Source organism: Microbacterium sp. NPDC006705 (genome assembly GCF_044903545.1).
Taxonomy (GTDB): domain Bacteria; phylum Actinomycetota; class Actinomycetes; order Actinomycetales; family Microbacteriaceae; genus Microbacterium; species Microbacterium plantarum.
This window is the reverse complement of record NZ_JBJDQQ010000008.1, coordinates 1-25,693: the sequence shown is the minus strand read 5'-3', so window position 1 is coordinate 25,693 and position 25,693 is coordinate 1. Positions and strand designations below refer to the sequence as shown.

Annotated in this window: 30 protein-coding genes and 1 tRNA gene; 21 read left to right on the top strand and 10 right to left on the bottom strand. The window is 69.0% G+C overall.

The features are described from left to right. The first annotated feature begins 341 nt into the window (after positions 1-341). The 7 genes from ACI2K6_RS16780 to ACI2K6_RS16750 all read left to right on the top strand — a co-directional run bounded on the left by ACI2K6_RS16780 (position 342) and on the right by ACI2K6_RS16750 (position 4,609). Positions 342-839, top strand: a complete 498-nt coding sequence (locus ACI2K6_RS16780; protein WP_396747976.1) for an ArdC-like ssDNA-binding domain-containing protein — start codon at positions 342-344, stop codon at positions 837-839. Between the two features lie 435 nt (positions 840-1,274). Next, complete coding sequence (locus ACI2K6_RS16775; RefSeq protein ID WP_020624033.1) at positions 1,275-1,577, top strand: hypothetical protein; 303 nt, start codon at positions 1,275-1,277, stop codon at positions 1,575-1,577. A 625-nt stretch (positions 1,578-2,202) separates the two neighbouring features. After that, entirely contained in the window at positions 2,203-2,718 is a 516-nt protein-coding gene (locus tag ACI2K6_RS16770) for a glutaredoxin domain-containing protein (RefSeq protein ID WP_396747972.1), read from the top strand. A gap of 150 nt (positions 2,719-2,868) precedes the next feature. Beyond that, complete coding sequence (locus ACI2K6_RS16765) at positions 2,869-3,312, top strand: hypothetical protein (protein WP_396747969.1); 444 nt, start codon at positions 2,869-2,871, stop codon at positions 3,310-3,312. A 169-nt stretch (positions 3,313-3,481) separates the two neighbouring features. Beyond that, a complete protein-coding gene (locus ACI2K6_RS16760) occupies positions 3,482-4,000 on the top strand; it encodes a hypothetical protein (RefSeq protein ID WP_396747966.1) in 519 nt (172 codons plus the stop codon). Between the two features lie 96 nt (positions 4,001-4,096). Next, positions 4,097-4,166: transfer RNA gene (locus tag ACI2K6_RS16755), tRNA-Ile, on the top strand. Between the two features lie 131 nt (positions 4,167-4,297). After that, positions 4,298-4,609 carry a hypothetical protein gene (locus ACI2K6_RS16750; RefSeq protein WP_396747963.1) on the top strand — a complete coding sequence of 104 codons (312 nt, stop codon included), beginning with the start codon at positions 4,298-4,300 and terminating at the stop codon, positions 4,607-4,609. A gap of 190 nt (positions 4,610-4,799) precedes the next feature. On the opposite strand, the gene ACI2K6_RS16745 is transcribed toward ACI2K6_RS16750, so the two are convergent. Then, positions 4,800-5,150 (bottom strand): hypothetical protein, encoded by a 351-nt coding sequence (locus ACI2K6_RS16745; protein ID WP_396747960.1) that lies wholly within the window; start codon positions 5,148-5,150, stop codon positions 4,800-4,802. Between the two features lie 228 nt (positions 5,151-5,378). On the opposite strand from ACI2K6_RS16745, the gene mobC reads away from it, so the two are divergent. From mobC to ACI2K6_RS16725, 4 genes are read left to right on the top strand one after another with little or no spacing between them, the layout of a single operon-like run. Then, positions 5,379-5,762, top strand: coding sequence for a plasmid mobilization relaxosome protein MobC (mobC, locus tag ACI2K6_RS16740; RefSeq protein WP_396747957.1), 384 nt, complete (start codon positions 5,379-5,381; stop codon positions 5,760-5,762). Beyond that, positions 5,759-7,213, top strand: coding sequence for a relaxase/mobilization nuclease domain-containing protein (locus ACI2K6_RS16735; RefSeq protein ID WP_396747954.1), 1,455 nt, complete (start codon positions 5,759-5,761; stop codon positions 7,211-7,213). Before mobC ends, ACI2K6_RS16735 begins: the two co-directional genes overlap by 4 nt. After that, positions 7,197-8,315, top strand: a complete 1,119-nt coding sequence (locus ACI2K6_RS16730) for a hypothetical protein (protein WP_396747951.1) — start codon at positions 7,197-7,199, stop codon at positions 8,313-8,315. The genes ACI2K6_RS16735 and ACI2K6_RS16730 overlap by 17 nt, the downstream gene beginning before the upstream one ends. Continuing rightward, positions 8,312-8,761, top strand: a complete 450-nt coding sequence (locus ACI2K6_RS16725; RefSeq protein ID WP_255845199.1) for a DUF4913 domain-containing protein — start codon at positions 8,312-8,314, stop codon at positions 8,759-8,761. The genes ACI2K6_RS16730 and ACI2K6_RS16725 overlap by 4 nt, the downstream gene beginning before the upstream one ends. A gap of 54 nt (positions 8,762-8,815) precedes the next feature. On the opposite strand, the gene ACI2K6_RS16720 is transcribed toward ACI2K6_RS16725, so the two are convergent. The 8 genes from ACI2K6_RS16720 to ACI2K6_RS16685 form a co-directional block, all read right to left on the bottom strand. Further along, a complete protein-coding gene (locus ACI2K6_RS16720) occupies positions 8,816-9,238 on the bottom strand; it encodes a hypothetical protein (protein WP_396747948.1) in 423 nt (140 codons plus the stop codon). A 68-nt stretch (positions 9,239-9,306) separates the two neighbouring features. Further along, positions 9,307-10,965 carry a type IV secretory system conjugative DNA transfer family protein gene (locus tag ACI2K6_RS16715; RefSeq protein ID WP_404568996.1) on the bottom strand — a complete coding sequence of 553 codons (1,659 nt, stop codon included), beginning with the start codon at positions 10,963-10,965 and terminating at the stop codon, positions 9,307-9,309. Between the two features lie 31 nt (positions 10,966-10,996). Next, positions 10,997-12,679: a hypothetical protein gene (locus ACI2K6_RS16710; RefSeq protein ID WP_396747942.1), complete on the bottom strand. Its 1,683-nt coding sequence runs from the start codon at positions 12,677-12,679 to the stop codon at positions 10,997-10,999. Positions 12,680-12,682: 3 nt separating this feature from the next. Continuing rightward, a complete protein-coding gene (locus ACI2K6_RS16705; RefSeq protein WP_396747939.1) occupies positions 12,683-14,200 on the bottom strand; it encodes an SCO6880 family protein in 1,518 nt (505 codons plus the stop codon). After that, positions 14,200-15,669, bottom strand: a complete 1,470-nt coding sequence (locus ACI2K6_RS16700) for a hypothetical protein (protein WP_396747937.1) — start codon at positions 15,667-15,669, stop codon at positions 14,200-14,202. The genes ACI2K6_RS16705 and ACI2K6_RS16700 overlap by 1 nt, the downstream gene beginning before the upstream one ends. Before the next feature lie 170 nt (positions 15,670-15,839). Further along, positions 15,840-16,547, bottom strand: coding sequence for a hypothetical protein (locus ACI2K6_RS16695; protein WP_396747934.1), 708 nt, complete (start codon positions 16,545-16,547; stop codon positions 15,840-15,842). A gap of 37 nt (positions 16,548-16,584) precedes the next feature. Continuing rightward, complete coding sequence (locus ACI2K6_RS16690; protein ID WP_233490748.1) at positions 16,585-16,857, bottom strand: hypothetical protein; 273 nt, start codon at positions 16,855-16,857, stop codon at positions 16,585-16,587. 14 nt (positions 16,858-16,871) lie between these two features. Continuing rightward, positions 16,872-17,495: a DUF6668 family protein gene (locus tag ACI2K6_RS16685; RefSeq protein WP_396747931.1), complete on the bottom strand. Its 624-nt coding sequence runs from the start codon at positions 17,493-17,495 to the stop codon at positions 16,872-16,874. A gap of 146 nt (positions 17,496-17,641) precedes the next feature. On the opposite strand from ACI2K6_RS16685, the gene ACI2K6_RS16680 reads away from it, so the two are divergent. The 10 genes from ACI2K6_RS16680 to ACI2K6_RS16635 all read left to right on the top strand — a co-directional run bounded on the left by ACI2K6_RS16680 (position 17,642) and on the right by ACI2K6_RS16635 (position 24,849). Beyond that, positions 17,642-17,869 (top strand): helix-turn-helix domain-containing protein, encoded by a 228-nt coding sequence (locus ACI2K6_RS16680; RefSeq protein WP_083907997.1) that lies wholly within the window; start codon positions 17,642-17,644, stop codon positions 17,867-17,869. Next, positions 17,862-19,328, top strand: coding sequence for a hypothetical protein (locus ACI2K6_RS16675; RefSeq protein WP_396747927.1), 1,467 nt, complete (start codon positions 17,862-17,864; stop codon positions 19,326-19,328). Before ACI2K6_RS16680 ends, ACI2K6_RS16675 begins: the two co-directional genes overlap by 8 nt. Positions 19,329-19,338: 10 nt before the next feature. Further along, positions 19,339-20,397 (top strand): peptidoglycan DD-metalloendopeptidase family protein, encoded by a 1,059-nt coding sequence (locus ACI2K6_RS16670; RefSeq protein WP_396747924.1) that lies wholly within the window; start codon positions 19,339-19,341, stop codon positions 20,395-20,397. Further along, positions 20,397-20,972 (top strand): hypothetical protein, encoded by a 576-nt coding sequence (locus ACI2K6_RS16665; RefSeq protein ID WP_396747921.1) that lies wholly within the window; start codon positions 20,397-20,399, stop codon positions 20,970-20,972. The genes ACI2K6_RS16670 and ACI2K6_RS16665 overlap by 1 nt, the downstream gene beginning before the upstream one ends. A gap of 55 nt (positions 20,973-21,027) precedes the next feature. Then, complete coding sequence (locus tag ACI2K6_RS16660) at positions 21,028-21,273, top strand: hypothetical protein (protein ID WP_145992780.1); 246 nt, start codon at positions 21,028-21,030, stop codon at positions 21,271-21,273. A 247-nt stretch (positions 21,274-21,520) separates the two neighbouring features. After that, positions 21,521-22,648 (top strand): hypothetical protein, encoded by a 1,128-nt coding sequence (locus ACI2K6_RS16655; RefSeq protein ID WP_396747916.1) that lies wholly within the window; start codon positions 21,521-21,523, stop codon positions 22,646-22,648. Positions 22,649-22,668: 20 nt separating this feature from the next. After that, positions 22,669-23,280 (top strand): recombinase family protein, encoded by a 612-nt coding sequence (locus ACI2K6_RS16650; RefSeq protein WP_396747913.1) that lies wholly within the window; start codon positions 22,669-22,671, stop codon positions 23,278-23,280. 396 nt (positions 23,281-23,676) lie between these two features. Continuing rightward, on the top strand, positions 23,677-24,309 hold the full coding sequence (locus tag ACI2K6_RS16645; protein ID WP_396747910.1) for an AAA family ATPase: 633 nt from the start codon (positions 23,677-23,679) through the stop codon (positions 24,307-24,309). Then, a complete protein-coding gene (locus tag ACI2K6_RS16640) occupies positions 24,306-24,530 on the top strand; it encodes a hypothetical protein (RefSeq protein ID WP_020627774.1) in 225 nt (74 codons plus the stop codon). The genes ACI2K6_RS16645 and ACI2K6_RS16640 overlap by 4 nt, the downstream gene beginning before the upstream one ends. A 61-nt stretch (positions 24,531-24,591) precedes the next feature. Further along, a complete protein-coding gene (locus ACI2K6_RS16635) occupies positions 24,592-24,849 on the top strand; it encodes a hypothetical protein (RefSeq protein ID WP_396747907.1) in 258 nt (85 codons plus the stop codon). A gap of 125 nt (positions 24,850-24,974) precedes the next feature. Here ACI2K6_RS16635 and ACI2K6_RS16630 read toward each other — a convergent pair whose 3' ends face one another. Beyond that, entirely contained in the window at positions 24,975-25,265 is a 291-nt protein-coding gene (locus ACI2K6_RS16630; protein WP_396747904.1) for a hypothetical protein, read from the bottom strand. Positions 25,266-25,693: the final 428 nt, after the last annotated feature.

Here is a 25,693-nt window from a genome sequence, read left to right as displayed (position 1 = left end):
AAGGGGGCCTAGACGGGGGCGGATGCCCAGCGTGAGCTAGTCCCAGAGCCCAAGTCAGGAGGCCACGGAGCGGCCCTAGAGCGGCCTGACATCACAGCCCCGCCAGCAGGTGCCCAGCGGAGCGCGGGCGCGTGTGAGAGCGGCTGAGGACGACAAGCAGCGCCCCATACCGGATTACCGGAGCCGGTACGCGGGAGCCGCAGAATCACGCGAAGAAAGTTCCCGGAATGAGTGGACCCCTGCCTATAGTGTGCGCTACACTAGAGAACAGCAGGGGAGGCCAAGCCCCGGCACCCCGGACGGGACCACCGCCCGGAAGCACTCACCAAGGGAGACACGCAATGACTACCGCGACCAAGACCCGCAAGAAGCAGCAGACGGCGGACGAGCGCCGCGAGGCGATGGCCCAGCGCCGGGCCATGTTGAAGGAGGTGGCCGAGGCTATGGCGCTGGCGATGGAACTGGACCCGCTCGTCGCCGAGCAGGTGCGCGCCGTGGCCGAGGCCACAGGCTACACCGAGCGCAACGCGTCGCTGATCGTGGGCCAGTGCCCGGCGGCGAGCGTTGTCAAGTCGTTCAAGGGCTGGAAGGCCGAGGGGCGCGCCGTCCGCAAGGGTGAAAAAGCCCTGTGGATTCTCGCCAGCACCGCCCGCCGCACGGGGGGCGCGCCGGACGAGATGACCCAGGAGGCCCCGGAGCCGACCGAGGCCGAGGGCCAGGACGGCGACGGCGACGGCGAGACGAAGGCGCGCCAGCGTTTCGTGACCGTGCCGGTGTTCGACGTGAGCCAGACCGACCCGATCCCCGAGGACGAGGACGAGGGCGACGCGGAGCAGTGAGCACCCGCCCCGCCCGGCGCGAGCCGGGCGGGGCGCGGCTCGGTCCGCCACGGGCGGGCCGTGGTCTGCCGGCGGACGTTCCAGCCGGCGGACGAAGGGGGCCTAGACGGGGGCGGATGCCCAGCGTGAGCTAGTCCCAGAGCCCAAGTCAGGAGGCCACGGAGCGGCCCTAGAGCGGCCTGACATCACAGCCCCGCCAGCAGGTGCCCAGCGGAGCGCGGGCGCGTGTGAGAGCGGCTGAGGACGACAAGCAGCGCCCCATACCGGATTACCGGAGCCGGTACGCGGGAGCCGCAGAATCACGCGAAGAAAGTTCCCGGAATGAGTGGACCCCTGCCTATAGTGTGCGCTACACTAGAGAACAGCAGGGGAGGCCAAGCCCCGGCACCCCGGACGGGACCACCGCCCGGAAGCACTCACCGAAGGAGAACGGCAATGACCGTCATCACCGAGACCCCCACCGTCACCGAGCTGACCCACACCGAGGAGCGTGTGCAGTACGCCGTGGGCGACTGCTGCGCCGTTCACCTGGCCTACGGGGACACCGAGGCCCTGAACATCTACGACGAGGACGCGGACGACGCGATCCTGCACCCGCTGGCCACGTTCGGGGACTACGCCGGGGACGTGGTGGCCGTGGCCTACTACGACGGCGGCGGCTACTGGGACTGCGGCGTGTGCCAGGAGGTCAACATCGGGCGCGGCGTCGTGTTCGAGGGTGACCGCATCCAGCACTGACCGGCACGAGCCCGGGCCGGGGCCGCGCAAGCGGCCCCGGCCCCGGGCGGGCCGACCGGCCCGCCCCGCCAGACCAGGAGACCCCCCATGTGGATCACGGACAACAGCGACCCGCGCGTATTCGAGTACGGCACCGCCTACACCCCCGAGCTGAACAAGCGCGTAGACCCTACGCACCCGGACAGCCCCCACTTCAACGGCTACGGGATCAACCCGGAGAGCGAGGGCACCGTGGCCGAGCTGCTGACCTTCTATGTCGAGGGCAAGCCCCACCCGCTGAGCGGCATGAAGCCGGACGCGGAGAGTATGGAGCGCGGACACCCGATCTGCGGCGACATGACCGCCCGGTGGCGCGCGTGGCGTGGTCCCGCCGGCCACTGGCCCAGGTACGAGGAGGCCGGGACGCCCTACCCCGGCCCCGCCGCCCGAGGCTGGCCCCGGCCCTGTCCCCGCCGCCCGCCGGTCCGCCACCCGGCACGTTCGAGGATGCCCCGCTGTTCTGACTGTCAGGCTTGCCCGTCCCCTCTAGTGTGCGCTACACTAGAGGGGACGGAGAGGGGAGGCCAAGCCCCGACCGCCCCGGGCGGGACCACCGCCCGGAAGCACTCACCGAAAGGGAACCACGATGACCACCCAGACCCGCACCCAGACCACCAAGCCCGCCGCCCTGTGGATCGCCCGCGATGGCCGGATCACGTGCGTCACGCACGGCGGGATGGCCCTCAGAGCCGCCGTCGAGGCCCACCCCGAGCGTCTGGTCCACCTCACGGACCTGGACGACTGGCAGGCCGTCACGCCCGCGCATGTCGAGCAGTGGGCCGCGCAGGTGGGCACCGACGCCGCCGCCGAGGTCGCCCGGTGCGAGACGTGCCGGATGCAGGCCCCCGCGCGAAAGGATCAGCCCATGACCACCGAGCCCGCGCCCGTCATCGTCTACACCCGTCCGTCGTGCGTGCAGTGCACGAGCACGACGCGCGCGCTGGAGAGGCGCGGCATCCGCTACGCGGCCCGCCCGATGACCGAGGACGACGCGGCCCGCTTCAAGGCGCAGGGGCACATGCAGGCCCCCGTGGTCGTCACCGAGGCCGAGACGTGGGCCGGATATCGGCCCGACAAGATCATCACGATCCCGGCTCCCTGAGACGAGAAGGCCCCCGCCCCCAGTCGGCCAAGACGGGGCGGGGGCAACGCCCCCGGAGGGGGGGGGAGGGGGCGCACTCACCGCCGTGGCAGTTAGAACGGGATCACCACGGCTACCGGCCAGCCTACGACACAACTAGGAGCAGCAGCCATGACCAGCAGCACCATCCACGACATGCAGCGAGCGGCGCGCGCAGCTGATGAGGCTACTAACGCCCGCGAGCAGGCGCGCGCCGCGCGGGACGCAGCCATTCAGGACGCCCGCGCGTCCGGCAGCCGGCCCGTGCAGCTCGCCGCCGCCGCAGGACTGAGCCGCTCCACCGTTCATGCCGCCATTCGCGCAGCCCAGGGCACCGCGCGCGGCGGCGACCCGCTGGCCCGCGTGCAGCGCGCGGCGGAGGAGTGGCGCGCGGCGAAGGACGCCGAGCGCGCGGCGCACGACGCCCGTAACGCCGCCATCGCCCGCGCTCTGGACGGTGGGCAGGCTCAGCCGGCGGACGTGCGGGCTGTGACCGGATGGGCCGAGGCGCGCGTGTACCAGGCCCGTGACGAGGGCCGCGCGCTGATCGCGGCTCAGGACGCCACAGACGCCTAATCGCACCCCGTTGTGGCGCATGAGTTGTGGCGAGTCATTTGGCGCACGACACGCCGAGCATTCCACGCCGCCCCGTCGCATCCCGGACGCCCGCCACAAACGACCGATTTAGCCAGGCGAGGCCAATCGCGCCCGGCATCACTCACCACCACCTGAACGGAGAACGACCATGACCGAGAGCACGAATCCCGAGTACACGGTGCCGCATCACGCTGTGGCGAACTGGCTGCTTGCTTGCGCCGCCCTCGCCGCCCAGCGGGCGGGGGCCGATAGGCAGGCTGTCGAGGTCATCGAAGCCATGATCGACACGCCGACGGCGGAGAAGCGCCGCGCCCCCGGTGGGGCGCGCGCGAAGGTCGAAGCGCTGCTGTCCCAGGTCGATCTAGTGCGCGACGCCGAAGGGACCATCGAGGCCCGGTTCGCCTACCACGACTTCATCGGAGGCCGCGAGGAGGACGACGCCCTGCCGTTCGCCGTCGCGCCGCACATGATGGGAGCCCTGAACCGTGCCCGCTGGATGGGGTACTGGCCCACCGTCATGCGTCCGGCTTACACGGTTGTGATGCATTCTTTGGACGTTCTGCGGATGCGTGGACTGACCGACCCGGAGGCCGTCGTGCTGTACGAGCAGACGTTGAACCAGATGCACATGCTGATGGTCGAGACGATCCGGCAAGAAGCCATCTAACCCCCGTTGTGGCGCGCATCCCGCGCGCCACAGCCCACCCATTTTGGCGACTGTGCATGGCCCCGCTGAGCCGACACCAGCGGTATGATGATCCTGCCTGTAGCTCAATTGGTAGAGCGGCTGACTGATACTCAGGCGGTTGCGGGTTCGAGTCCCGTCAGGTCCACGAGGCCCCCTCCCGGTTCGCCGGGAGGGGGCCTCACCATATCCCTTGATGTGCGCGCAGAGCGCCGCAGCGCCCAGTCGGCACACGGCACGGCGTCACGGTGGTGAGCGGGATGCCATTGCGTCGCATGCGTGGAGGCGCACAACGCGGAGTCGCGTCAGTTCCGGGAGGCCGCGCGGCGACAGTGGTGGGACGAGAGGGAGGAGTCGTTGCTTGACGCGATCCGGCAGGGCACCGCGTACCGGGAAGTGCTCACGGAGTTGGGGATCACCGCGCAAGCAGTGACCGCGCACCGCCGCAGCTCGGAGACTTTCGTGCGCGCTTTGTACGCGGCATTGCTGGATGCACGCGACGAGCGCCTAGAACACGGCACGGCGAGCGGCTGGCGCGCCGGGTGTCGGTGCCCGGAGTGCCGCGCGCACCACGAGGCCACGCGTATCTGAGCGACGCAGCTCAGACGCCACGGGCGCGGACCGTTGGTGGTCCGCGCCCGTTATTCGTCCTCAGCCGTCGTGGGCACGCATAGGGCCGCTGGGCTGCCCTAGTGATGGGAGAGGATTTCAGGCCGCTCTAGAGGCGATGGGCACCGGGTAGATGCTGGCCCCGATCAGCCGGCCCCGTCCGAGCGTGTGTTCAGTTAGTCGCGGGCGCGGGAGCGGGCGCGGTCTCGGTGGCCGTGGGTGCCACCGTAGACGAGGTTTCGGGAGTGGCCGACGTGCTGTTCGTCTTGCGCGGCCGGCGCGTCCGAGTGCTGCGCTTGCGTGAGGCCAAGTCCGAGGGCCGCAGACGGTTCAGCTCAGTCGTCGTCCACCCTGCGCGCTCGGCATCACGGAACGCCGCCTCCGTCTGAGAGTCGGCTTCGGCGGCGGCAGCGTGAGCCTCCTCGCGGCGCGCAAGCGCGTCCGCGATCCGCTCAGCCGCCGCCATGCGCTCCTCGTTCATCCGGCGCATTTCTTCCAGGAAGTGTGTCGTGTCCATCGGCATGGCCCCAGCATAGGGCCGGTGATGCTCGGGCGCATCGAATGACGTTCCAGCTTGTGAACCGAGGGTCACGCTCCGGTCAGCCCCGGCACCAGAGGAACCGACCGGGCAAGCCGGAGCAAGCTATAGGCTTAGGTGCCCTAAGCCGCTTGCCCCCTTGCCCGAGGGCCAGGGGGGTGGGACACTCGGTGTGACCGAGTGGCGTTGCACTGTGCTGGAAGGAGGGCGGCGATGGCCGAGCGAATGCGACAGGCGAACCAGCCTGGTGGGCGCGCTGTCCGGCGCGTTGTGCGGCTGACCGAGGCCGAGAATGCGGAGCTGTCCATCGCGGCCCAGCGGGAGAACAAGACGGTGCAGCGGTACATGGTGGAGGCTGGCATTGCGCGAGCGCGGGGCGTTGACCCGCAGGCGGCGCGCGAGACCATCACGGCGTTGTTCAAGGTGGAGCACCAGATCGCTAAGGTCGGCACGAACATCAACCAGCTCACGCGCCACGCGAACGCGACGGGCGAAGTTCTGCACGCTGAGCTGCGCGAGGAGCTGGCTCAGTTGCGGCATTGCCTGGGCCGTCTGGAGGAGACCGTGGATCAGGTGTCCGTGGAGGCGCGGCCATGATCCCGAACGTCACCCGAGGCGGGGACATGGCCGGGCTTGTCTACTACCTTGCTGGGCCGGGCCGGGCGAACGAGCACACCCGCCCGATGATCGTTGCCGGAGATGAGCGGATCACGTTCCGCGTCGAGCCGGGCAAGGAGCTGAACAAGCATGATGCGTTTGAAATCGGGTACCAGCTGGAGCGTCCGCGCCGCGCGCATGGCACCGCCGTGATGACCTCAGTGTCCGAGTGGGACGAGGAGCAGCAGAGGCACGTCAAGGTCGGTGAACGCGCCGGCCATGTGTGGCATTGCTCGTTGTCGTTGCGTGCCGATGACCGCAAGGTGAGCGCGAGCGAGTGGGGCACGATCGCGGAGCGTTTCGTGGAGAAGATGGGCTTCATCGACCCGGACGGAGCGAAGACTTCCCGGTGGGTGGCGATCCATCACGGCACCTCGAAGAACGGCAACGATCACATCCATGTTGCGGTGCAGCTCGTGCGTGAGGACGGCACGAAGGCGAACACGCACAACGACTTCAAGCGTGTGCAGGAGGCGTGCCGCGAGCTGGAGAAGGAGTTTTCGCTGGCCGTGGTCGAGGGCCGGGGTGCCGGTAAGACGTTGAGCGGGTACAAGCGTGCCGAGCAGGAGCGCGCACGCAAGGCCGGGGACACGTTGCCGGTGCCCGTGGCGCTGCGCCAGAAGATGCGCGCGGCGCTGGCGACGGCCGGCAGCCCGTTGGAGTACGTGCAGGCGTTGGAGGAGGCCGGGGTGAAGGTCGCCCCGTCGTTCCAGCGCGGCACGCGCAACGTGGTGCGCGGGTACAAGGTCGCGTTGCCGGGGGAGTCCTACACGACGAAGAACGGCCAGTATGTGTTCGCCTCACCGTCGAAGCTGGATTCGTCGCTGAGTTGGCCGAACATCTGCGCCCGGTTCGGAGACAAGGGGCGCACGGAGGCGGAGGCGTACCTGAGCGCGTTGCATGGCACGATGCGCCGCCCGGGTCAGCCGGCCCGGTTGCAGCGCCCGGTTCACCGGGTGCATGTCGAGCGCATGATGAGCGGCAAGACCGGCACCGCCCCGGACACGTTGGCGTCCATCTACGCGCGTCTGGCCGTGCAGTACGAAGGCGGGCAGGACGGTCCGTTCAGTCGCATGTCCGAGCGCATCGCCCGCGCCCAGCACAGTGAGCCGAACGGGACGTGGCGGGTGCGTCAAACCGCCCGCTTTGCCAAGGGCCGGGATCGTGGCTGGCTGGCCGTGGTGCGTCAGGCCAACCGCCTGTCGCGGGCGATGATGCACCAGCACGTCGCGGGGGTGCGTCCTCAGTTGGTGCGTGACTTCATGGTGTTGGCGGATGCGTCCGAGCGGGCGCACAAGTCGCTGTTCCCCGATCCCACGAACACGGGCACGACCGTCCCCGTGGGTACACGAGAGATGCAGAAGGAGACCGGTCATGGCTATGGACGATGAATCCCAGATCGCGGAAGACTTCGGGATGATGGTGCGGATGGTCACCGGCGCGTCGATGCAGCTGAGGGAGAACCAGCTGCGCGCTCGTGCGATGCAGGTTCAGAGTGTGCAGAGGACAGGCACGGAGGAGGCGCGCGTGCGCGCCAACGCCGCGCGCGTCGTTCAACACGACCTCTACTCGCGGGATTTCTGGCGTCACGCCGGATCGGAGTCCATCGCGGACCGCTTGGCCGTCGCGGCCGCGCTGGGAAGCAACGAGCCGGCGGCGCGTTCGGCGTGGATGCACGGGGCTGATGTGCTCCGCAGCGAGTTTGGGATCGACCTCCAGGAGATCAACCGGGCGCATCCGTCTTCGCTGGAGCAGCGTCACGCGGCACTGCGTGATGCCCTCGATGACTACTTCGCCCAGCACCGGCAGGACCGCGCCGATGACCGCGCCGTCGCCGAGCAGGTTCAGGAACAGGAAGCGGTAGCCGAGGAGCCGGCGCAGGTGCAGCAGCCGGCCGAGGACGGCCCCGAGCTGTTCGTCATGCACGACCTGTCCAACGACCGGGGCGACATTCGCGCCGTGGAGAAGGATGGGGCGTTGCGCGCCATCGAGAATGCCCCGGACAACCTGGGCCGCGACATGCCCGAGGCGTGGGCGGACGTGCAGGGCTGGATCGGACGCGATGAGGACGTGGACCGCGCGATTGCCGAGAAGTTCCCCGACGCGATGACCGACGAGCAACGCGCTCGCGCACTCGGCCAGGAGCCCGAGTCGGAGACGTACACGGACACCGCAGGCGTGGCCGCACGTGCCGATGAGAAGGACGCGCAGGCCGAAGCACAGGGGGACGCCCAGCGGGAGGAAGCCGAAGCCGAAGGCGACGCTGCGCGGGTAGAACATCTGGACGATCTGGCTCAGGCCGCGGAGCGTGACGTGGCGCATCTGACTGGAGCCGAAGCGGCCCAGCTGTCCAAGGTCCGCCGTATGCAGCTGGAATCCTTCCCCCACGGCCCGCATGTGCTGAACCCGTCCGAGGTGAAGCGCGCCCCGAGGAAGCGGCCAGCAGCGGGTGTCCAGGCCGAGGCCGAGCGCGCGGAGGTGCTGAGCCGGTGAGCGCCGATCCCGTGCTGAACGCGATGCCGCGTTTCGAAGACGAGCCTCCCGAGGAGACCCCCGAGGAGACTCCCGAAGAATCCGACACGGAGCAGGAGCTGCGGACCTTCTACGCGCATGCCGGCGAGTGGGTGAGCGGCTGGCTGTTGCCGCACTTCCGCCGCAACCCCAACAGGTTCCGATGGGACCCGCAATGGTGGCGCTACGAGGAAGCAGGATCGGTTATCGAAGCGATGTGGCGATCCTGGGAACAGACCCGCGTGGACCCCGATCCTCGCGTCATGGCGACGTGGTTCCGCGACGTCTTCTACCCGCTCCTGGGGCACCTTACGTCCGCTGACGGCCCGTTCTGGAACTACAGCGAGCCCCTGGGCCGTACCGACGTTCCCGCCGTGTTCCCTGCCGCGCCAGCCCCGCCCGGTTGGTTCGATCCACCCACCGAGTGAACACGAAAGCGCCGCCCCCTTGGAGGGGGCGGCGCTTTCGTCTGCGCGAGTGCTTCACTCGATGCTCGGGGAGCCTTCCCCCTCCACCTCAATGATCTCCTCATCGGATCGGTAGATTCGTGCCCAGGTGCCCGGCCCGTAGGCCCGAACGAACCCCTCGTCCTCATGCTCGATCACCAGAGCACCACCCCCCTGGAACTGGACCGACAGGGGCACCCTGACGGCCCCTTCGTTCCGCAGAGTGTCCGCCGCGTCGTCACCGACCACCGCGCTGTAGACGTGAGCCCACTTCTGGCTCCGGTCAGCGCCCTGGATGGTGAAGCAAACGACCGTCCTGGCCTTATCCAGCCCAACGCGGGCCATGCCGTCAGCCAAGTAGTCATGATCGAAGTTCAGAAGGCCCCGTCCGGGGACATACACCATGGCACGCACCATCAGCTCGGTGTTCTGATCGTCAGTCTTGTCCGTATCCGTCATGCTTACTCCTCCAGCTCGGTTGGGTGATCGTCAGCCTATGGGCCCGCCGGACGCCTTAGCCGCCGGCATCATGGCTCGTAGTGGTCCTGGGACGCCTTCACGGCCGCAGCGTAGGGCTTGGAGCTGTAGTGCTGTAGGGACACGAGCGCGGCCGGCGCACCCGACGTGGTCATCACGGCTCGCCCGCGCGGCATCGCCGCTAGGTCGGACACGTCGAGCACGCGTTCGCGCTGTACCGATGTGGACACCGAGCGTCCGCCACGGCCCCCGGCGGAGGAGCTGCGGCGCACCACGTCACGATCCCCGACCACCTGGGACAAGAACGGCAGGAAGTCCGCGTCCTGGAGCCCGGAGCCGGCCACACGGACGTTGCTCGCGTTCCAAAGTTTCCGCATCCCCTCGCGCCCGAAAGCCTCCACCCCCTGATCCCAGCCCTGGAAGAACGAGGAGAGCACGATCCCGCGTGAGCCATAGTGCGAATACACGTCCGGCAGCTGTCGCCAGCGGCACACGTTCGCCACCTCATCGAGCACGCCCATCAGCGGCGGGGAGAGCCGCCCCGAGGGCAAAGATGCCGCGTGCTCCTCGGCCTCCGTGAGAATCGCCATCGTCAGCGCGCCGGTGATCGCCCGCGCGGTTCCAGCACCCTCCTTGGAAATCAGGAACAGGGTGTCAGTGGTGGACGCGAAGCGGCGGTGATCGAACTCAGGCCGGCCGACTTCCCCGGTGTCCCGAATCCACGGGATCACCGAGTCATAAGTGAGCACGTTCACCCACGGGCGCATCGTGCCGTAGACACCATCACGCTGCTTGGGCGTGAGGCCCTGAATCTGAGCCAGGGACTCGGCCAGCTGGCCGTGTCCGGCAGCGCGCAGCTCACGCACCGGAGAGTCGTCCTCGGGGTCTTGCGCCCAGCGGGCCACGTCCGTGATCGGCCGGCGGGACACGGCGGCGGCGAAGAACAGGTGCGCCAACAGCCTCTTACCGTCCGACTCGAAATAAGCGTCCGCCTGCGCCCCCGTGGTCGTGGCAGAGGACACGAACACGTCTGTGAGCTCTTCGGCGCGCATCATCGAGCTCACGAACGTCAGCGGGTTCCACCACCACGACGCCGGCTCACCGATGATCCCCTGCACGTCGTGGACCCACACGACGCCCTTCTCCGAGCGAGGCCCGCGCGTGAGGTCCACAATGTCGCGCTTGTTGGAGGTCGCCAGCACCGGGCCGTTGGTCTCCACGATCTGCGGCACGCAGACACAAGTGGTCTTGCCCGCGCGCGGACCCATGATCCAGGTCTGCACCCACTCCCACGAGGCATAGAGCATCCGCCCGCCGTTGGTGAGCTTCGCCAGCGGCACGCCTGGCCCCGCAGCGTCCGCGTGGAGACGGGCAGCGTCCTTGGTCGCGGCCGCGCCGGTCATCTCCCTGAAATCGCGCGACCGGGACATGGACCGGCCCAGGTGGTCCACGCGCGACCTCGAACCACCGCCCATGACTTTCCACCCGGCCACACCCAGCAGGGCCAGCAGCACGAGCGCGCCCACGAGGGCCACGATCTGCCAGACGCTCACCGGCAGCTGGCCCCGAGCCTGGAGCATCACCACGTCAAGCAGCCCGGCCCCGGCCGGCGCGCCAGCGGTGAGCAGTCCCACCCCGGCCCAGACGCCGGCCAAGCACAGCACCACGCACAGTGCGCCCGTGGCGACCATCCATCCGGTGTCGGCCATTCCCGGCTGAGCGCGCCGGCCCGCACGAGGATCAGAGAACATCAAGATTCCGCATCTTCCAGATTCGGTTCGTGTTGGTCTTGGGTATCTCGGCGCGCGTCAGCTGCGTATGGAACGGCACCCCCGGCTCCTTGCCGGTCTTGAGTAGGAAGTTCCCTGCGCCGGGCCGGAGGCCGGCCGTGCCGGTCTGCGGGTCCACGGGGGCCTCACCGATCCAGTCCGAGAGTTGGGAGGCTTCTGCCCGCGTGAGTGCGAACACGTCTTTCAGGTTGCCCATCTCGCGCTCGGCCAGCCCGCCCAGGTACACCATCGCGGACCGTTCCACGAAGCCCCAGGCGACTTGCGTCAGGTGCTCCTCGGGCAGCACGAGGTCATTCATCGTGTGGGTGACCATGATCTGCCCGATGCCCATACCGCGATTGAGGCGGGTGATGGTGTCCACGAAGTACACCATTTCGCCGGAGGCGCGCAGCACCTGCCACAGCTCATCCATCACGAGCAGGTAGGTCCGGGCCCGACGCCCGGCCGCGTTGGCGATGTGCTTCTCCGCCGAGACCGCCGCCGAGCCCATGTTCCAGCACAACGACTGAATGGCCGCCATCAGAATCTTGTCGTTCTTGTTGGCCGCGGAGATGTCGAACACGGCCGGCCGGCCGGGCTGCAAGTGCTCACTGGTGGGCTCGGAGAACAGCGTCCCGTAGGGGCCGGAGGGGCCCAGGGACACCAGCGCATCGAGCAGGTTCTGCACGCGCGCATCGAACGCGGCCGCGTCCTCGTAGGTCAGCGCGATGTTGCGCAGCTCCTCGGGGCGGGAGCGGATCAGCTCGGTCAGGTCGGTGATGACCGGGGGTGTACGCAGCTCGGGGTCGAGCATGTGGACCGCTTGAGTGAGCACGGACGCCTCATGGGGGGCTAGCGCCCGGCCCAGGATCATGGCGACCATGCTTTTGAGCTGGGCCAGACGGCGCGAGGCCATCTCCTCCACCGCCTCCCGCCGCGCCACCGGGTCAGCGATCTGGTGCAGCTGCGCGACGGTCGGTCCCAAGTCCATCGGGTTGATGTGGCCCTTGCCGGGGGCGAACTCGATCACCTGCCCGCCCAGGGCCTGAATCGTTTCCACATAGTCAGGGCGGGAGTCGGCCAGCACCAGCGGGATGACGCCCCAGTTGGAGAGCACGGTGATGATCCGGTGCACCAGCGAGGACTTGCCAAGCCCGGGCTGGCCCAGCACGAACGCGGAGGGATTGGAGATGATGCCCGAGGTGAACCAGGAGACCGGATCGGCGCATACCAGGGAGCGGCGGCGCAGGTGGTAGCCCAGCGGGACGCCGACGACGGGCAGCCCCGCCCCGGCGGTGAACGGGAACATGCCGCACACCTGCACGGCCGAGCCCTGTACCTCGAACAAATCCTCCAGGACGGTCGCCGGCGCTCCGCCAGGCCGGTTCCAGCCCCGAGAGCCGGGGCGGGAGGCGTTGAACGCGCGAGCTTCCGCCCACTTCTGCCACACCCCGCCAGCGCGCCGCTGGGCCTCCTTCTCGGCTTTCTGCGCGGCCTGGCGCTGGCGCTTCTCCAAACGCCCCAGCCGGCGCAGATCACGCTTGGAAAGCGTCAGGCCCTCCATCAGCTTGCGTCGGCCCAGCTCTGCGCGCTCGTCGCGTGCGCTTAGCGGCGACCCGGGGGCCTCATTGACCGTCATCTCGTCGGTGCTCATGTCTCACATCCCCTTTCGGATGCTTTCAGGGATCAGCATGTGGTCGGACAGCACGAGACCCAGCGGCATACCGGCCTGGAACGTCACGGCCTGATTTGCCAGGGCCGTGCGGACGCGCAGCTTGGCCGGGGTGAGCAAGGCGGGCACCTGGCGATCCCAGAACCGCAGCTCCTCCTCATCGCGCACCGAGACGGTGACGATCAGGCCGAACCGCTCCAGGCCGGCACCCTGAGCCTCCTCAGCGGCGGTCTTCGCCGCCGCTGCCTGACGCTGGGCGGCGCGAGCGTCATAACGCGACTGCGAGCCTGCCCACACCGCATCCTTCTGTTCCTGCTGCACCAGCGCCGAGGTCCGCGCCGAGGGGATGGGCCGGTAGAGCAGCGTGACGCGCTTGCGAAGCACGTCCGCCTGGGGCTCCACGATCCGCGAGAGCGCGTTGGAACGGAAGTGCCCGTTAGGGCCCTGCCACATCGTCCACGAACGCGAGAACGCGCGGTCGTGCTGGAGGGTGTCGAAGCCATCGACCATGAACGAGGGGCCGGCCTCCTCCCAGGACAGGCCCGTGCCCGCACCGTTGGCCTGCATCTCCTCCACCATCGGGGCGACGGTGGGGTCATAGGCAACGCGCGTGAAATCTACGATGTTCTGAGCCGTGCACACCTGCACGTTGCCCGCGCCCGTGCCCGCCAGGTTCGCAGTCAGCTCCGGGATCTTGTTGCCGATCTCCTCTGCCATCTCGGCCACGCCGCGATCCTTGTTCCCGCCGTCCAGGCGCCGGCCGTCGAAGGTGACCGAGAGGCGCGCGACGAGCTGCGGCGCGCCCACGGTGTGCGTCTCGAGGATTTCGTTCACTACCGCATCCGAGAACTCAGGTGCGCCCTCGTGTCGGTTCGTCTCCAGCAGATTCCGCACACGGAACCCTGAATCCGGTGAGGACTCGATGCACACCTGAGCGCCCCGGATGCCTTCATCGTGGCCCAGCTGCGTGAGCCAGTTCGCCCAATGAGCCACACGGGATTCCAGCTGCTCCGGGTCGATCAGGGACCCGCCGTCCGGGTACGCCTCGAACACCACCGTGTAGTGATGCACGTCGCGGGAGGAGAGCCGGATCAGGCCGAAGGGGCGGCCGTAGGCGTCCGCGTGTTCGCTCAGCTCCGAGCGGGCCATGAGTCCGGGAAGGCGCGTGGCCCCGTCCGGGGTGCCGGCCCCCGTCGGGCCGGCGAGATAAATGTCCTTCTTCGCCCTCTCCTTGCGTTTCTGATTCCAGCGCACAGCGACCCTCCCAAATACCGTGCGCCCATCGCGCACCTTGATTCTCATCAGCAGAATGACCAGGCCGGTGAAGCCGACCAATACGAATGCGACCAGGAACCGGCCCGTGGCGATCAGCGCGATGAACAGCAGTACGAGCGGGATCAACGCCGCCGACTGAAGGAACGTGAGGCCGAACAGGCCCGAGCGGCGCGGCACGGTCAGATTCCCGAACACGCCTTGCTGGGGCTCACGGGTGGCAGTGCTCATCAGGACTCGTCCCCTTCTTCGGCGTCGATCATCTTCGACGGGTCCAGGCCCGCCGTGGTGGCGCGGAACTCAGCAGCTTGCCGCGCCGCATCCGCCATGCGGCCAGCCGTCTTGCGCGGCCGAGGTGCCGGACGGCTGCCGTTGCCCGTAGGGGTGCCACCAGTCGCAGCTGCGCCGCCCGTGGGGGCGGTGGCCCCGGTGGGTCCGGTGTAGCCCGGCGCGTCCGTGGGTCCGTTGCCGCCGTCCCCGGCAGGGGCGGTGGCTCCGGCGGCAGCTGCGCCGCCCTCGGCAGTGGTGGGGGCCGAGTCCGTGCCGCTGTCCTCGGAGGCCCCGGCGCCCGGGGCGTCCGCGCGGCCCCCGCCGCCGTTGTCGGAGCGGTTGGTGCCGGGGGTGCTAGAGCCTCCCGAATCCATACGCGAGGGTCTGGTGCCGGAGGCCGTGGTGGGGGCCGAGGCCGTGCCGGACGAAGTCACGCCGGGGGCCGTGGTGCCCCCCGAGTCAGTTCCACCCGTAGGAGTCCCGCCAGTGCCTTCCGTCGGGGCACCACCAGCGCCGCCCATGGAAGCGCCGCCAGAGCCGCCACCCGCGCGAGAGGCACCGCCAGCCATAGCCGCCGCGCCCGCGCCTCCCGCGCCGGCAATCATCGCTGCACCAGCCGCCACGCCCACGCCAGCCCCGATCAGGCCCGCGCCGGAGAAACCACTCATCCCCGTGGCAGCCACGGGCGAGAGGAACCGGACCAGCGTCGGGAGCACGAGAGCTGCCATGAGCAAGAGCAGAATGCCGCTGATCGAGGAGGCGATGACCTGCCCGAAGTCCTCCCCACTGTCCTGCAAGAGCATGAATCCGAAGCCGTAGATTGCGGCGGTGAGAGGCTTCATGAGCAGGCATGCGATCAAGTAGGCGTTAGCCTTCCGCCACGACTGCCGCCCGGCCTCCGTGTTCGAACCGGCCGCGATGACCGGCAGGACCACGATCAGCACCAGCAACAGGACGTTGCGGAGCATCAGCATCAGGAAGTTGGCGATAGCGCCGATGAACAGGCACAGGGCCAGCAAGAACGCGGTGCCCGGGGACGCCAGGAACGCCTCTGCTGCCATCGGCTGCGCCAACGTGGCGAAGTCGGCGTTGTCCGTCGCTTGGTCCAGGAGCCACGTCGCCACGGAGTCACCCGCGTTGAGCAGCATCGGGATCAGTGCGATGTAGACGCCCGTGGCGAGCACGATGTTCAGGAACAGCGCGCCGATGGAGACCAGACCCTCGCGGATCGAGCCCGAGGTGTAGGCGGTAACCACCAGCCGACCCAGCGCGAGCAGGAAGCCGACCACGCCGAAGAACCAGACGAACCAGGAGAGATTATCCCGCATGTCCTGGACAATAGGATTGTCAAAATACGGCCCCGGGGCGGACATCCACCACGTCCCGATCTGGCGCAAAATGTTCACCGCGCCTTCAACGATGCTCTCCACGAAGTTCGTAATAGTCTCGTTAGCAAGCCCCTTTGCCGCGTCCCCAATCGCGTCTTTTCCCTTGCAAACGAAGTCCAGGCGAGAGCACTGTTCCGGTGGACCGCTGGCCGCCGAAGACGCCACCGGCGAGATGGACGCAGACAGAGTAGGTACAAGGGCAGCCATGAGCGTCACCGCCAGGCCGTGAAGCCGTCGCGATCCTGCACGATGGTCACGCTCAGATCATTCGAGGAGCTATCCAGCGCCCAATCCTGCCTTTCCGTATCCCACACCATCGGCACCCGCATAACCCCAAGCGCACCCGCGCCAGAAAGCAGGTACTCGATTTCAGCCTCATTCTCGGTGACGAGCAGAACCCGGTAACCCTCCACGACCCCGAACTCCGTGTTTGATCCGTACTGGCCTTCTGCAAACAGCTTCTCCCGATTCGGGCCGTCCACCGCCGAGGACTTATCCCCCGTAGCAAAGTTGTAGACAAGGCTGATTCCAGCCATGAGCGCGCCACTGGCGGTGCGCGAGCTGCACCGCCAGGCGTCGCCCTCCCGTGCAGTCGGGCCGTGTTCCTTGGACACAGGCACGACGCCGCCAGAGGGGTGGCGCTCCCACGAGACGGCCGGGGCCTCCGTGGGGATGTCCTTGTCCTTCGTCCTCGGCGGCTTGCATGCCGCAGTGGTGGCCGTGGGCGTCGCCACAGCTTCACCCGTGGCGGAAGGCGGGGCGGACGTGGCAGCGGCGGGAGAATCCGCCGGCTGCTTGTCCGCCCCGCCGCGCACGGCCAGGAACACGGCCAGGGCCAGGGCCAGGAGCACCACAGCTCCAGAGATGATCCAGCGCCGGCCGAACGGCGAAGCGGTTGGGGTGTCGTCGGTCGATGCCATCTCAGGTCTCCGATCCGTGGTTTCTAGGGGCGGGTGCTCAGATGAAGGTCTGCAAGATCACGCCGGCGGAGACGGCGAGGATGCAGACGATGATCGACAGGAACAGGCCCTTGCCGCTGTTGAACTCGCGTCCCGTCAGGGCCGCGAAGGCCAGGGTGCCGGCCGAGACGAGGAAGCCGGCCACACCCAGGATGATGACGATCCACGAGAGCCAGTTCAGGGCCGTGGTGAGGCCATCGGTGCCCGGGGGCTGCTCAGGAGTGATGTTGGGGATGTTGCCGGCCACGGTCATTGCAGTCTCGAAGAGCACGAGGCTGTCCTTTCTCAGAGATCCGCCGCTGCCTGATGCAGCGCGCGGGTGATGCGGGTGATACGACCCGGGATGCGCCCCGAGTCAGGAGAGGCGTGTCGCCACGCCTCCACCCAGGGGATACGCGTCCCCCGGGGAGTCATTTTCAGCAGGCGCTTCATCGCGCGGCGCTGGCCATCCGAGAGTGTGGGGCCATCGTCCACGATGACCAGCCCGAGCAGGACGGAGCCGGTAAGCATCCCAGCGGCCCACTGTTCCGCGAAGCGGTCTGCGGCCTCCAAGCCGCGCCAGTGACTACGGAACACCGCCACGACCCCGAGTGCCTGGCCGTCAGGGGGCTCAGGCCATGCCTGGCCGTGGTCGCCCACGCCCTCACCCATCAGGGCGGCCAGCGTCGAGGCCCCCGCGCCTCCGTGTAGACCCATCACTGTGATGCGGCTCTCAGGAATCGCGGAAATCTGTACTTTTGGCCAGGTCTTCGAGACCACGTCTTCTGGTGAGATAGGAAGAGCGTCGGGCGAGGCCGGGCCGCTCTCCATGAGTCGCGCTCCCAGCAGGTTGTCGTGCAGCACTGCCTCCTCCGGGAGCTGCGTGATCGCGGCCTCCCGCTTCACGAACGGGTTTGTTCGTCTGCTCACGATGCACTCCTCCTCTAGCCTTTACATGCCAGGTTAGACGTTCTGTGTTCGTTATGCAACGCATGTCGTCTAAGTCTGGCCTGTAGCGAGTAGGCCATATGTCGCTTGACTCGCTTATTTCCCGCATGGACTATAGAGGAGTGATTGTGAACGACGCTGCCGCCGTGGACGAGCTGCTTGCCGATCTGCCCGAGGTGCTGACTCTGGAGGAGATCGCCGACCTGTTGCGCGTCAGTACCGCCACCGTGCTGCGCTGGCAGCACAAGGCAGGGCTCAAAACCCTGGTGCTGGGCGAGCGACTGCGGCGGGTGAGGAAGGCCGATCTGCGAGATTTCTTGGTCACGGCCGATGGGATCGAGGAATCTGATGCCTAACTCACTGCCCGCCGATCCCGGCTTCGACCCCGCCACGGTGCCGCCGTTCCCGGTGCTGACCCTGCACCTGGACGAAGCCGCGGAGACGGTGACGCTGGATGGGGCGCCCGTTGAGCGGGCACCCGGCCAGGAGTTGCGCGACGCCGGTATCGACGCGGTGGTCGCCCAGCTTGCGGCCCGCCAGCTGGAGGCCGTGCGAGTGCGCGTGACCACCCCTGGAGATGACGCCTGGCGCATGGTGGTCACCGCTGACGGGGACACCTACGACACAACCCCGCCCGAGGAGACCGCAACCCGCACCGGGCTGACCCGGCGTCGTCTGCTGCTGGGAGGCGGGGCGTTGGCGCTGCTCGGTGCCGCCGGCGGTGGCGCAGCTCTGGCCCTCCCCCGGTTGCTTGCCCCCAAGGCCCCGCCGGCCTGGCAGGTGCCGGGCGCGGGCGCGCAGGTTCCCGTGGCCCCTCCACCGGGATTCTCCGGTAGCGCGCGATGGTCCATCCCCGTAGGCCGATCCGCTGACGTGTGCGTGCTCTCTAGCGGCCACATCGGCACCGTCTCCGATGACGGAGTGCTCACCCTGCGTCACCCTGACACCGCTCAACCCCAGTGGGCCGGCGCGTCCGCCCCCGACGCGATCCACGACGCCCGCCGCATCACCTGGGACGGCCAGGACTGCATCGGTGTCACCACGGCCACGCAGCTGAGCATCTGGTCACTGACCGCCCCGCCCGTGGCCGGCGCGCCCGTGGCCCCGACGACCTACCGGCTCGAGCAGGGATTCCGGGCCGAGCTGAATGGCCCGGCCCCCTTCATCGAGCTACCCGATTGGTTCGTGGATGTGCCAGCCGCGCAGATGGCTACCCGGCGCATCACGATCCCCGCCGGCACCCGTGCCGGTCTGCGGCAGGCTGACGGCACCCTGCACGCCATCGGGGCCGATCGCGTTGACCACCTCGACGCCCAGGGCTCCAAGACCGGTGAGCACCGCCTCGCCCTCTCCGATGCCCCCACGCAGACGCCCGTGGCGGTGTGGGCCACCGGCCCGGAAACCGTGCTCACCGCGTGGAGGATCAGGGGCGGCAGCCGCCTGGCCCTGATCCGCCCGGCCGATGGAGCTGTGCTCATGGACAAGGCCGTGCCCGAGCGCATCGACCAGAAGACCCGCACCCGCGATCTGGGGAGCTCGTTGCTGCTTGTGGGCTCCGTCTTGGTCTCTACCGGAGCGCAGCCCTTCGCGCGCGTGCTGGAGGACTTCACGGCCACCGCCGCAGATGGGGCCACCCTCTACGGCACGCACCAGCGTCAGCCGGCCACCCTCAGACTCAAACGTGACGCCTCTCCGACGCCGTGGCGCACGTTCACCGATGCGGACGTGCCCCCGCGAGTCATCACCGAGGGAGCCGCCTACATCGTCGCCCCCACGCTCGACCAGACCGTGCTCTACGCGGCCCCCCGCGCCTGAAAGGCCCCCGATGGACGATTCCAAGGGCAAGCTCATTGCCGTCGCCGGCGCGTTGCTCCTCCTCGTGATCCTCACGCCCCTGTTCATCATCAGCCTGGCGGCAGAGGATGAGCAGAAGAAGAGCGCCCTAGTCTCCTGTGGTGCGTCTGTAAACGGTGAGCAGATGATCGTGCCCGAGGAACACAAGGCCGCTATCGCCGCAGCCGCGAAGACTGCGAACTTGCCAGAAGGCGTCATCGCCGCCCAGCTGTTTACCGAGTCCCGTTTCGATCCGAGGGCCTACCAGCCCAGTTCCGGTGCGCGAGGAATCGCGCAGTTCATCCCCTCCACCTGGGACGCCTGGGGCAACGGGGCCGACCCCTACGACCCGCTTGCCGGCATTGACGCGCAGGGGCGCTATATGGCCGAGCAGCAGCGGTTGGTCGGCCACCTCGCCAACAGCGACCAGGAGCGCATCGAACTGGCCCTGGCCGGCTACAACGCCGGGCACAACGTGGTGCTCCAGTACGGCGGCATCCCGCCCATCGAGGAGACCGTGAACTATGTCCGCCAGATCATGTCTCTAGCCCAAGCCGGGTCCGGCAGCTGCGCGATCCCCGGCGGAGACGTGATCGGAGAGGTCGGTTCCGGCAAGTGGGTTCTTCCCCTGGCCGATTCGTGGGTCACCAGCCCGTTCGGTTATCGCGGGTGTGTCGAAGGCGTGGGGTGTGCGGACTACGTTGCCAACCACAACGGCCTGGATGTGGCAACCAGCGGGGGCACCGGAACCGTGGTGGCAGCCACCGATCTGGTCATCACAGAGGTAAGCACCAACTGGGACGCCGGCCTCCCCGTGATCGGTCACGCCCCCGATGACCCCAGCATCGGCTTCAAGTACCTGCACTGTGCCGAGGGCAGCCATCGCGTGCGCGCCGGCCAGACCGTCGCCGCAGGCACGCCCCTGTGCACCGAGGGCCAATCGGGCGACGCCAACGGCCGACACCTGCACTTCATGATCCTCAAAGACGGCACCCCCGTAGACCCCGAGCCCATCCTCCTGTCCCATAACGTCCCGCTGAGGTACCAGTGATGAAGAAACGCCACGCCGCCGCCCTCGCCCTGACCGCCCTCGCCCTGGCCGGCTGCACCGCCAAGGAGCCAGCACCCGAGCCGCTGCCGACGCTCACCACAAGCGCACCCGCCACGGCCACCGCCGAGCCGGCCACCCCCGAGCACGCTGCACACCCCAAGGTCACCGCCGAACAGCAGGCAATCGCGCTGGAAGCCGCCCGCATCATGACGACCTGGAACCCAGCCGAGGACGCGACCCAGACCCACGCTGAGCTGCGCGCCCGCCACCTGATGACCGACGAACGCGCCGCCCGCGTCATCACCCCTGAACGGCCTAGCAGCGGGGCCGAGTGGACGGCCGCAGCCGAGGAGCACGCCACCTCCGAGCCCGTGGTCAGTCTCAACACGCAAGCCGATACCCCCGGTGTGGCCGTGCGCGCCACCTGGAGCTGGAAGCGTCCAGACGGAAGCGCACTGCCCCGCGCCGGCACGCCCATCCGGTACTACACGTTCACCTTCGACCCGGACGACCCAACCAAGATCAACGACTACACCTACACCGACCGCACTACGGCGGCATCCCCGACCGAGTGACATGCCCACACACACCTATTCCCACCTCGCCCCCGGTACCGGTACCATGGGTCGCATGACGACCACACCGCGACGCCCGCGAGGCACCGACACTGTGCAGCTGCACGTGCGCGTCCGACCAGAAGTGAAGGAACGTCTGGACCAGATTGCTGACCAGACCGGCCTTCCCATGTGGGCGGTTGTCGAAGGCGCGGCCCTCTCGGGAACCCCGGATGAGCACGGCATCCCCGAGGGCTGGAACTTGCCCAACCCCTCCACCGACCCCCTGCCGTTCGAGCAGGACACCCGCAAAACCGCATAAAAAAGCGGTGGCCCCCCTGCCCAGGGAGGCCACCGTTCAAGCCTGGATTCCGCCCCTGTCGCCAAACTTCGGCGGAATCCCATATCGAAAGCCCTGACGATGCACATCACCAAGAGGTCTCGACGTGCCTAGGATACCAAGGTCCGCCGGGGAAGCACACCCAGCCGCCCGCCGCCGCGCCGCGATCCAGCGAGCACGCGCCGAGCGTGACGATGCCACCGGCGCGACCCCGTACCGCGTCCGCCGCGTGAACCGCACGCGCGAGCGTTCCCGCGCGGCCCTCCTGGCCGCTGTGCCCGAGGGCACCCGCCCCGCGCAGCACGTCGCGGAGTGGTCCCGCGAGGCCAAGGCCCATCCGCTCATCGACGGCTTGCGCCGTGACGCGCGCGCGCGCATGCACGCGCTCATCGACCACCTGGCAACCATGCAGGGCCATAGCCGCGGAGTCTGCACGGTGCTCGTGCTTTGGGAGCGTCTGCGCCCCGTGCTGGCCGACATGACCCGCCGCACCGTCGCCAACTACCTCCACCGGCTCCACGAGGCCGGACTGCTGTGCACCGTGGCCGGCGGACGCCGCGCCGAGCACACCCCCCAGAAGGACCACAACGAGGCCCCCGTGTACGGCTTCACGGTCCCCAAGACGCCGCAGGACTACGCCGCCGAGGCCGAGGCCGCACACGAGTCTGTGGATACATCTTTCACCCCTCCCCCGTTAGGGGTTGGAGAAGACCACGTGCGCGCGCGGGAGGACGAGTTTTCAGAGCGGAGCCGCTTCGCGGCCCAGGAGATGAACAGGCGTCGCGCTTCGCGCTCCGCATGGCACACCTGCCGAGCCCAGCGGAAAGCCCCGCTGTGGTCACATCACGCAACGGTGGCCCAGGACGAGGGGGGGCACTTGACCCGCCAAGCCATGCGGACTCGCCTTCACGAGATGGCGATGACGCTGCAAGAGCACGCCCCAGACACCCGTGATGTGTCCACCGCTCATGTCGCCAGCATCATCCGCCCGTTCGTCCTCGCCGGATGGTCCGTGGCCGACGTGCAGCACGCCCTCGACTGGACCCCGGACGGCACGCGCCACTGGCAGGCCGCGCAGGGCATGGGCCGGATCGACGCATGGATGCGCGCCCGCCTGGCCCACTGGACCCGCGAGGACGGCACCCCGGCCCGATCCTTCACGCAGGAGCGCCGCGACCACGACGCCCAGGTGCGCGCCCAAATCGCCGCCGACCGTGCTCGCGCGGCCGAGGCCCGCCGCACCGCCGCACGCACCATCCCCGCCGAGGCCCGCGCCGCCCTCGACGCGATCCGCGCGGCCAACGCCGAGCGCCGCGCAGCCGAGCGACACCGCCGCGCCGTCCCTGTCCTGTCCTGACCACGCGAGAGGATCACCCCATGACCACCCGCCCCCGCACCGAGCAGCCGGCCCTTCCCGAGCCGACAAGCGTCGTCGGCTACGCGCGCGTTTCCACCGCCAGCCAGGCCGAGAGCCTGGCCGAGCAGCGCGAGCGACTGCACCAACTCGGAGCCGTTCGCGTCTTCGAGGACGTGGCCAGTGGTGCCCGCGCCGACCGGCCCGGACTCGCCGCCGCCCGCGACTTCCTCCGCGCCGGTGACACCCTCACCGTCACCCGCCTGGACCGGCTGGGCCGATCCATGCTCGACACCCTCACCACGCTGCATGAGCTGGACACCGCAGGCGTGCGCGTGCGCGCCCTCGACCTCGACCTCGACACCGGCACCGCCGCCGGGCGCATGGTCGTGAACGTCATGTCCGCCCTGGCCGAGTACGAGCGGCAGCTCCTCATCGAGCGCACGAACGAGGGCCTGGCCCACGCCCGCGCCCAAGGCCGTAACGGCGGACGCCGCCGCGTGCTCACCGACCAGCAGGTGACCGCCATCGAAGCCGCCGCCGGCACCATCTCGAACGCCGACCTCGCCGCCATGCACGGCGTGTCCCTCCGCACCATCTCCCGCGTCCGATCCGGCACCTACACCCCCGAGTGACCGACACCTGCCCCTCAACGGCCCCAGCTCCTCCCTCCTCACCTCATTCCTGCCCCTCCCCCATCCCTACGAACAGGCGAGTGATCCTCTGAACCGCCCCCGGTCAGCCGGCCCACCGCCAGAGGCCCACACAGCCATCTAGCGCCGACCGCGCGCAGCGCAGCGAGCACGGACGGCGCAGCCGGGTCCAGGGGGTGGCCCCCTGGCGCCGGGGGTGTGGGGGGCGGCGGCAGCCCCCCCCACGAAGCCGACCATCGACCGAGGCCCCGAGCACACGCGGCCCGCCGGTATCCCGGTATCCCGGTACTTGTGTGGGCCGGTACTCCGGTACTACACTGGGAGGGGCGGCGCAGACATGCGCCGCAGTCCTAAGCCAAGAAGGACCGGAGGAACCCCGTGAGCCAGACCAGCGACACACTCACCATCGCCGTGATGAACACCAAGGGCGGTACGACCAAGACGACGACCACCATGCTGCTCGCCCATGCGCTCAACACCGCCGGGCGCACCGTGGAGGTGTGGGACGCGGACCCGCAGCGCAGCGCGACGGAATGGGTGGAGGACGCCACCCAGGCCCACGGCGGAGCCCTGCCGATCCAGTTCCAGACCATGAACCGCGCGAGCCTGAGCCGACGCAGTACCGCCGCCGATGTGCTGCTGATCGACACGCCCCCCGGCGACCCCGGCACGCAGTCCGCCGCCGCCGGACGCGCAGACCTCGTGATCGTGCCCGCCGAGCCCGCCCCTATGGAGGTCTCCCGCGTGTGGGCCACCGTGGACGCCCTGGGGCAGTCCGTGCCCGCCGTCGTGCTGCTGGCCCGCGTAGACCCCCGCACCACTCTGCTCGCGGAGACCATCGAGGCCCTGGACGACGAGGGCGTGCCCCACTTCGCCACCACGATCCCCGCCCGCACGGACTACAAGCGGATGCCCGGTACATGGCCGACCGCTACCAGCCGCCGCGCGGCCGAGCTGCTGGCCCCGTGGGCGCAGCTCGCCGCCGAGATCGAGGAGATGAGCGCCGAATGAGCACCCCCAAGCCCGCTATCAAGCGCCGCCGCGCCAGCACGACCCCCGCCCCGGACATGCGCGCCGCGTTCACCACCGCCCCCGGTGGCGAGGTGAAGAACACCAGCATCGACCTACCCGTCGAGCTGCACAAAAGGCTCCGAGTCAAGGCACTACAGGACGACACGAGCATGAAGGCACTCATCATCGAGGCGCTGGAAACCGTCTACCCCGCCGACTGAATACCGTTGTACCGGACTACCGCCGCCGGTAGTCCGGTGCGACACGAGAGGAGCAGCAAACATGACCACGAACAGCACCGCCGAGCAGTGGGACGAGCTGGCCCGTCGAGCGCGAGCACTGGCTGTCGAGAGCACGGAGCTGGAAACCGCAGCCGGACTCCGCGAAGTTATCCACCAGGTCTACGAGATGACGAAGTTCGACCGGCCCGGCGGTGAAGGACTGGACGGCAAGGACGGACCCGAACGGCGCGGCATCGGCTACATCCGGGACATGGCCGAGGACTACCACGTCCGCACCATGCACAACCGCCGCGTCTAACCGCCCAGGACTACGGCCCCCGCCAGCATGGCGGGGGCCGTAGCGCGTGCAGGGGCCGGGCCGGACCCGACCAGGCGAAGCCCTCCCCCGTCCGCATCTCCCATCCTGTCTGATCGCAGCCTGGCCTAATGGTCCAGCCACGGCATCGGATCGCGCCCCGGAAGGGGAAGCCACCGCGCCACGTCCAGCTCGATGCGCTCGACCCACCCCGCAGGCACCCACGCCGAGAGCATCGGCCCACCGGGCACGTCCTGCCACGACACGAGCACATGCGAGGCCGACCAGCGGCACGCCATCGCGTCCACGTCCTCCCGGTCCGGGAGCGCCACCCGCACCAGCGGCTCACGCCCGTACCGGGCCGAGGACACATCGGCCGGCGCACCGAAGGCCGGACCCTCATACACGCGGATGCTCATGCACCCGATCCCACCACGAGGCCCGGACCCGGTAGGAAGCGGGGGCGCTCCGCCCCCCGCACCCCCAGGCCAGCGCGGCGCTGGACCCGGCGCGGGGCCGTGCTCGCTTCGCTGCGCGCGACCCCGCCAAGAGGGTGCAGCTCGCCAGGGCAGCCCGTGGGCGAGTGACACCACGAGGCTACGAGACCATCCCGTCGGTGCTCGGGGCTGGGGGCGGGAGCAGAGGGGATCACATGCAGCAGCAGGCCAAGAACGCGAACAAGTACCGGAGTACCGGGGGCGGTAGTGCGGTAGCTGGGGGAGTCTGCCGGCTCATCCGCCGCCGTGGTCACCAAGGGGGCCTAGACGGGGGCGGATGCCCAGCGTGAGCTAGTCCCAGAGCCCAAGTCAGGAGGCCACGGAGCGGCCCTAGAGCGGCCTGACATCAC

Excerpts from the sequence above, each read along its gene's own strand:
- mobC (WP_396747957.1), top strand. The coding sequence starts at position 5,379 with ATGGCCGAGCGAATGCGACAGGCGAACCAGCCTGGTGGGCGCGCTGTC.
- ACI2K6_RS16660 (WP_145992780.1), top strand. The coding sequence starts at position 21,028 with ATGACGACCACACCGCGACGCCCGCGAGGCACCGACACTGTGCAGCTG.
- ACI2K6_RS16730 (WP_396747951.1), top strand. The coding sequence starts at position 7,197 with ATGGCTATGGACGATGAATCCCAGATCGCGGAAGACTTCGGGATGATG.
- ACI2K6_RS16775 (WP_020624033.1), top strand. The coding sequence starts at position 1,275 with ATGACCGTCATCACCGAGACCCCCACCGTCACCGAGCTGACCCACACC.
- ACI2K6_RS16745 (WP_396747960.1), bottom strand. The coding sequence starts at position 5,150 with ATGCCGATGGACACGACACACTTCCTGGAAGAAATGCGCCGGATGAAC.
- ACI2K6_RS16635 (WP_396747907.1), top strand. The coding sequence starts at position 24,592 with ATGACCACGAACAGCACCGCCGAGCAGTGGGACGAGCTGGCCCGTCGA.
- ACI2K6_RS16665 (WP_396747921.1), top strand. The coding sequence starts at position 20,397 with ATGAAGAAACGCCACGCCGCCGCCCTCGCCCTGACCGCCCTCGCCCTG.
- ACI2K6_RS16735 (WP_396747954.1), top strand. The coding sequence starts at position 5,759 with ATGATCCCGAACGTCACCCGAGGCGGGGACATGGCCGGGCTTGTCTAC.
- ACI2K6_RS16695 (WP_396747934.1), bottom strand. The coding sequence starts at position 16,547 with ATGGCATCGACCGACGACACCCCAACCGCTTCGCCGTTCGGCCGGCGC.
- ACI2K6_RS16675 (WP_396747927.1), top strand. The coding sequence starts at position 17,862 with ATGCCTAACTCACTGCCCGCCGATCCCGGCTTCGACCCCGCCACGGTG.
- ACI2K6_RS16650 (WP_396747913.1), top strand. The coding sequence starts at position 22,669 with ATGACCACCCGCCCCCGCACCGAGCAGCCGGCCCTTCCCGAGCCGACA.
- ACI2K6_RS16720 (WP_396747948.1), bottom strand. The coding sequence starts at position 9,238 with ATGACGGATACGGACAAGACTGACGATCAGAACACCGAGCTGATGGTG.
- ACI2K6_RS16780 (WP_396747976.1), top strand. The coding sequence starts at position 342 with ATGACTACCGCGACCAAGACCCGCAAGAAGCAGCAGACGGCGGACGAG.
- ACI2K6_RS16765 (WP_396747969.1), top strand. The coding sequence starts at position 2,869 with ATGACCAGCAGCACCATCCACGACATGCAGCGAGCGGCGCGCGCAGCT.
- ACI2K6_RS16705 (WP_396747939.1), bottom strand. The coding sequence starts at position 14,200 with ATGAGCACTGCCACCCGTGAGCCCCAGCAAGGCGTGTTCGGGAATCTG.
- ACI2K6_RS16630 (WP_396747904.1), bottom strand. The coding sequence starts at position 25,265 with ATGAGCATCCGCGTGTATGAGGGTCCGGCCTTCGGTGCGCCGGCCGAT.
- ACI2K6_RS16715 (WP_404568996.1), bottom strand. The coding sequence starts at position 10,965 with ATGGCCGACACCGGATGGATGGTCGCCACGGGCGCACTGTGCGTGGTG.
- ACI2K6_RS16670 (WP_396747924.1), top strand. The coding sequence starts at position 19,339 with ATGGACGATTCCAAGGGCAAGCTCATTGCCGTCGCCGGCGCGTTGCTC.
- ACI2K6_RS16640 (WP_020627774.1), top strand. The coding sequence starts at position 24,306 with ATGAGCACCCCCAAGCCCGCTATCAAGCGCCGCCGCGCCAGCACGACC.
- ACI2K6_RS16710 (WP_396747942.1), bottom strand. The coding sequence starts at position 12,679 with ATGAGCACCGACGAGATGACGGTCAATGAGGCCCCCGGGTCGCCGCTA.
- ACI2K6_RS16770 (WP_396747972.1), top strand. The coding sequence starts at position 2,203 with ATGACCACCCAGACCCGCACCCAGACCACCAAGCCCGCCGCCCTGTGG.
- ACI2K6_RS16760 (WP_396747966.1), top strand. The coding sequence starts at position 3,482 with ATGACCGAGAGCACGAATCCCGAGTACACGGTGCCGCATCACGCTGTG.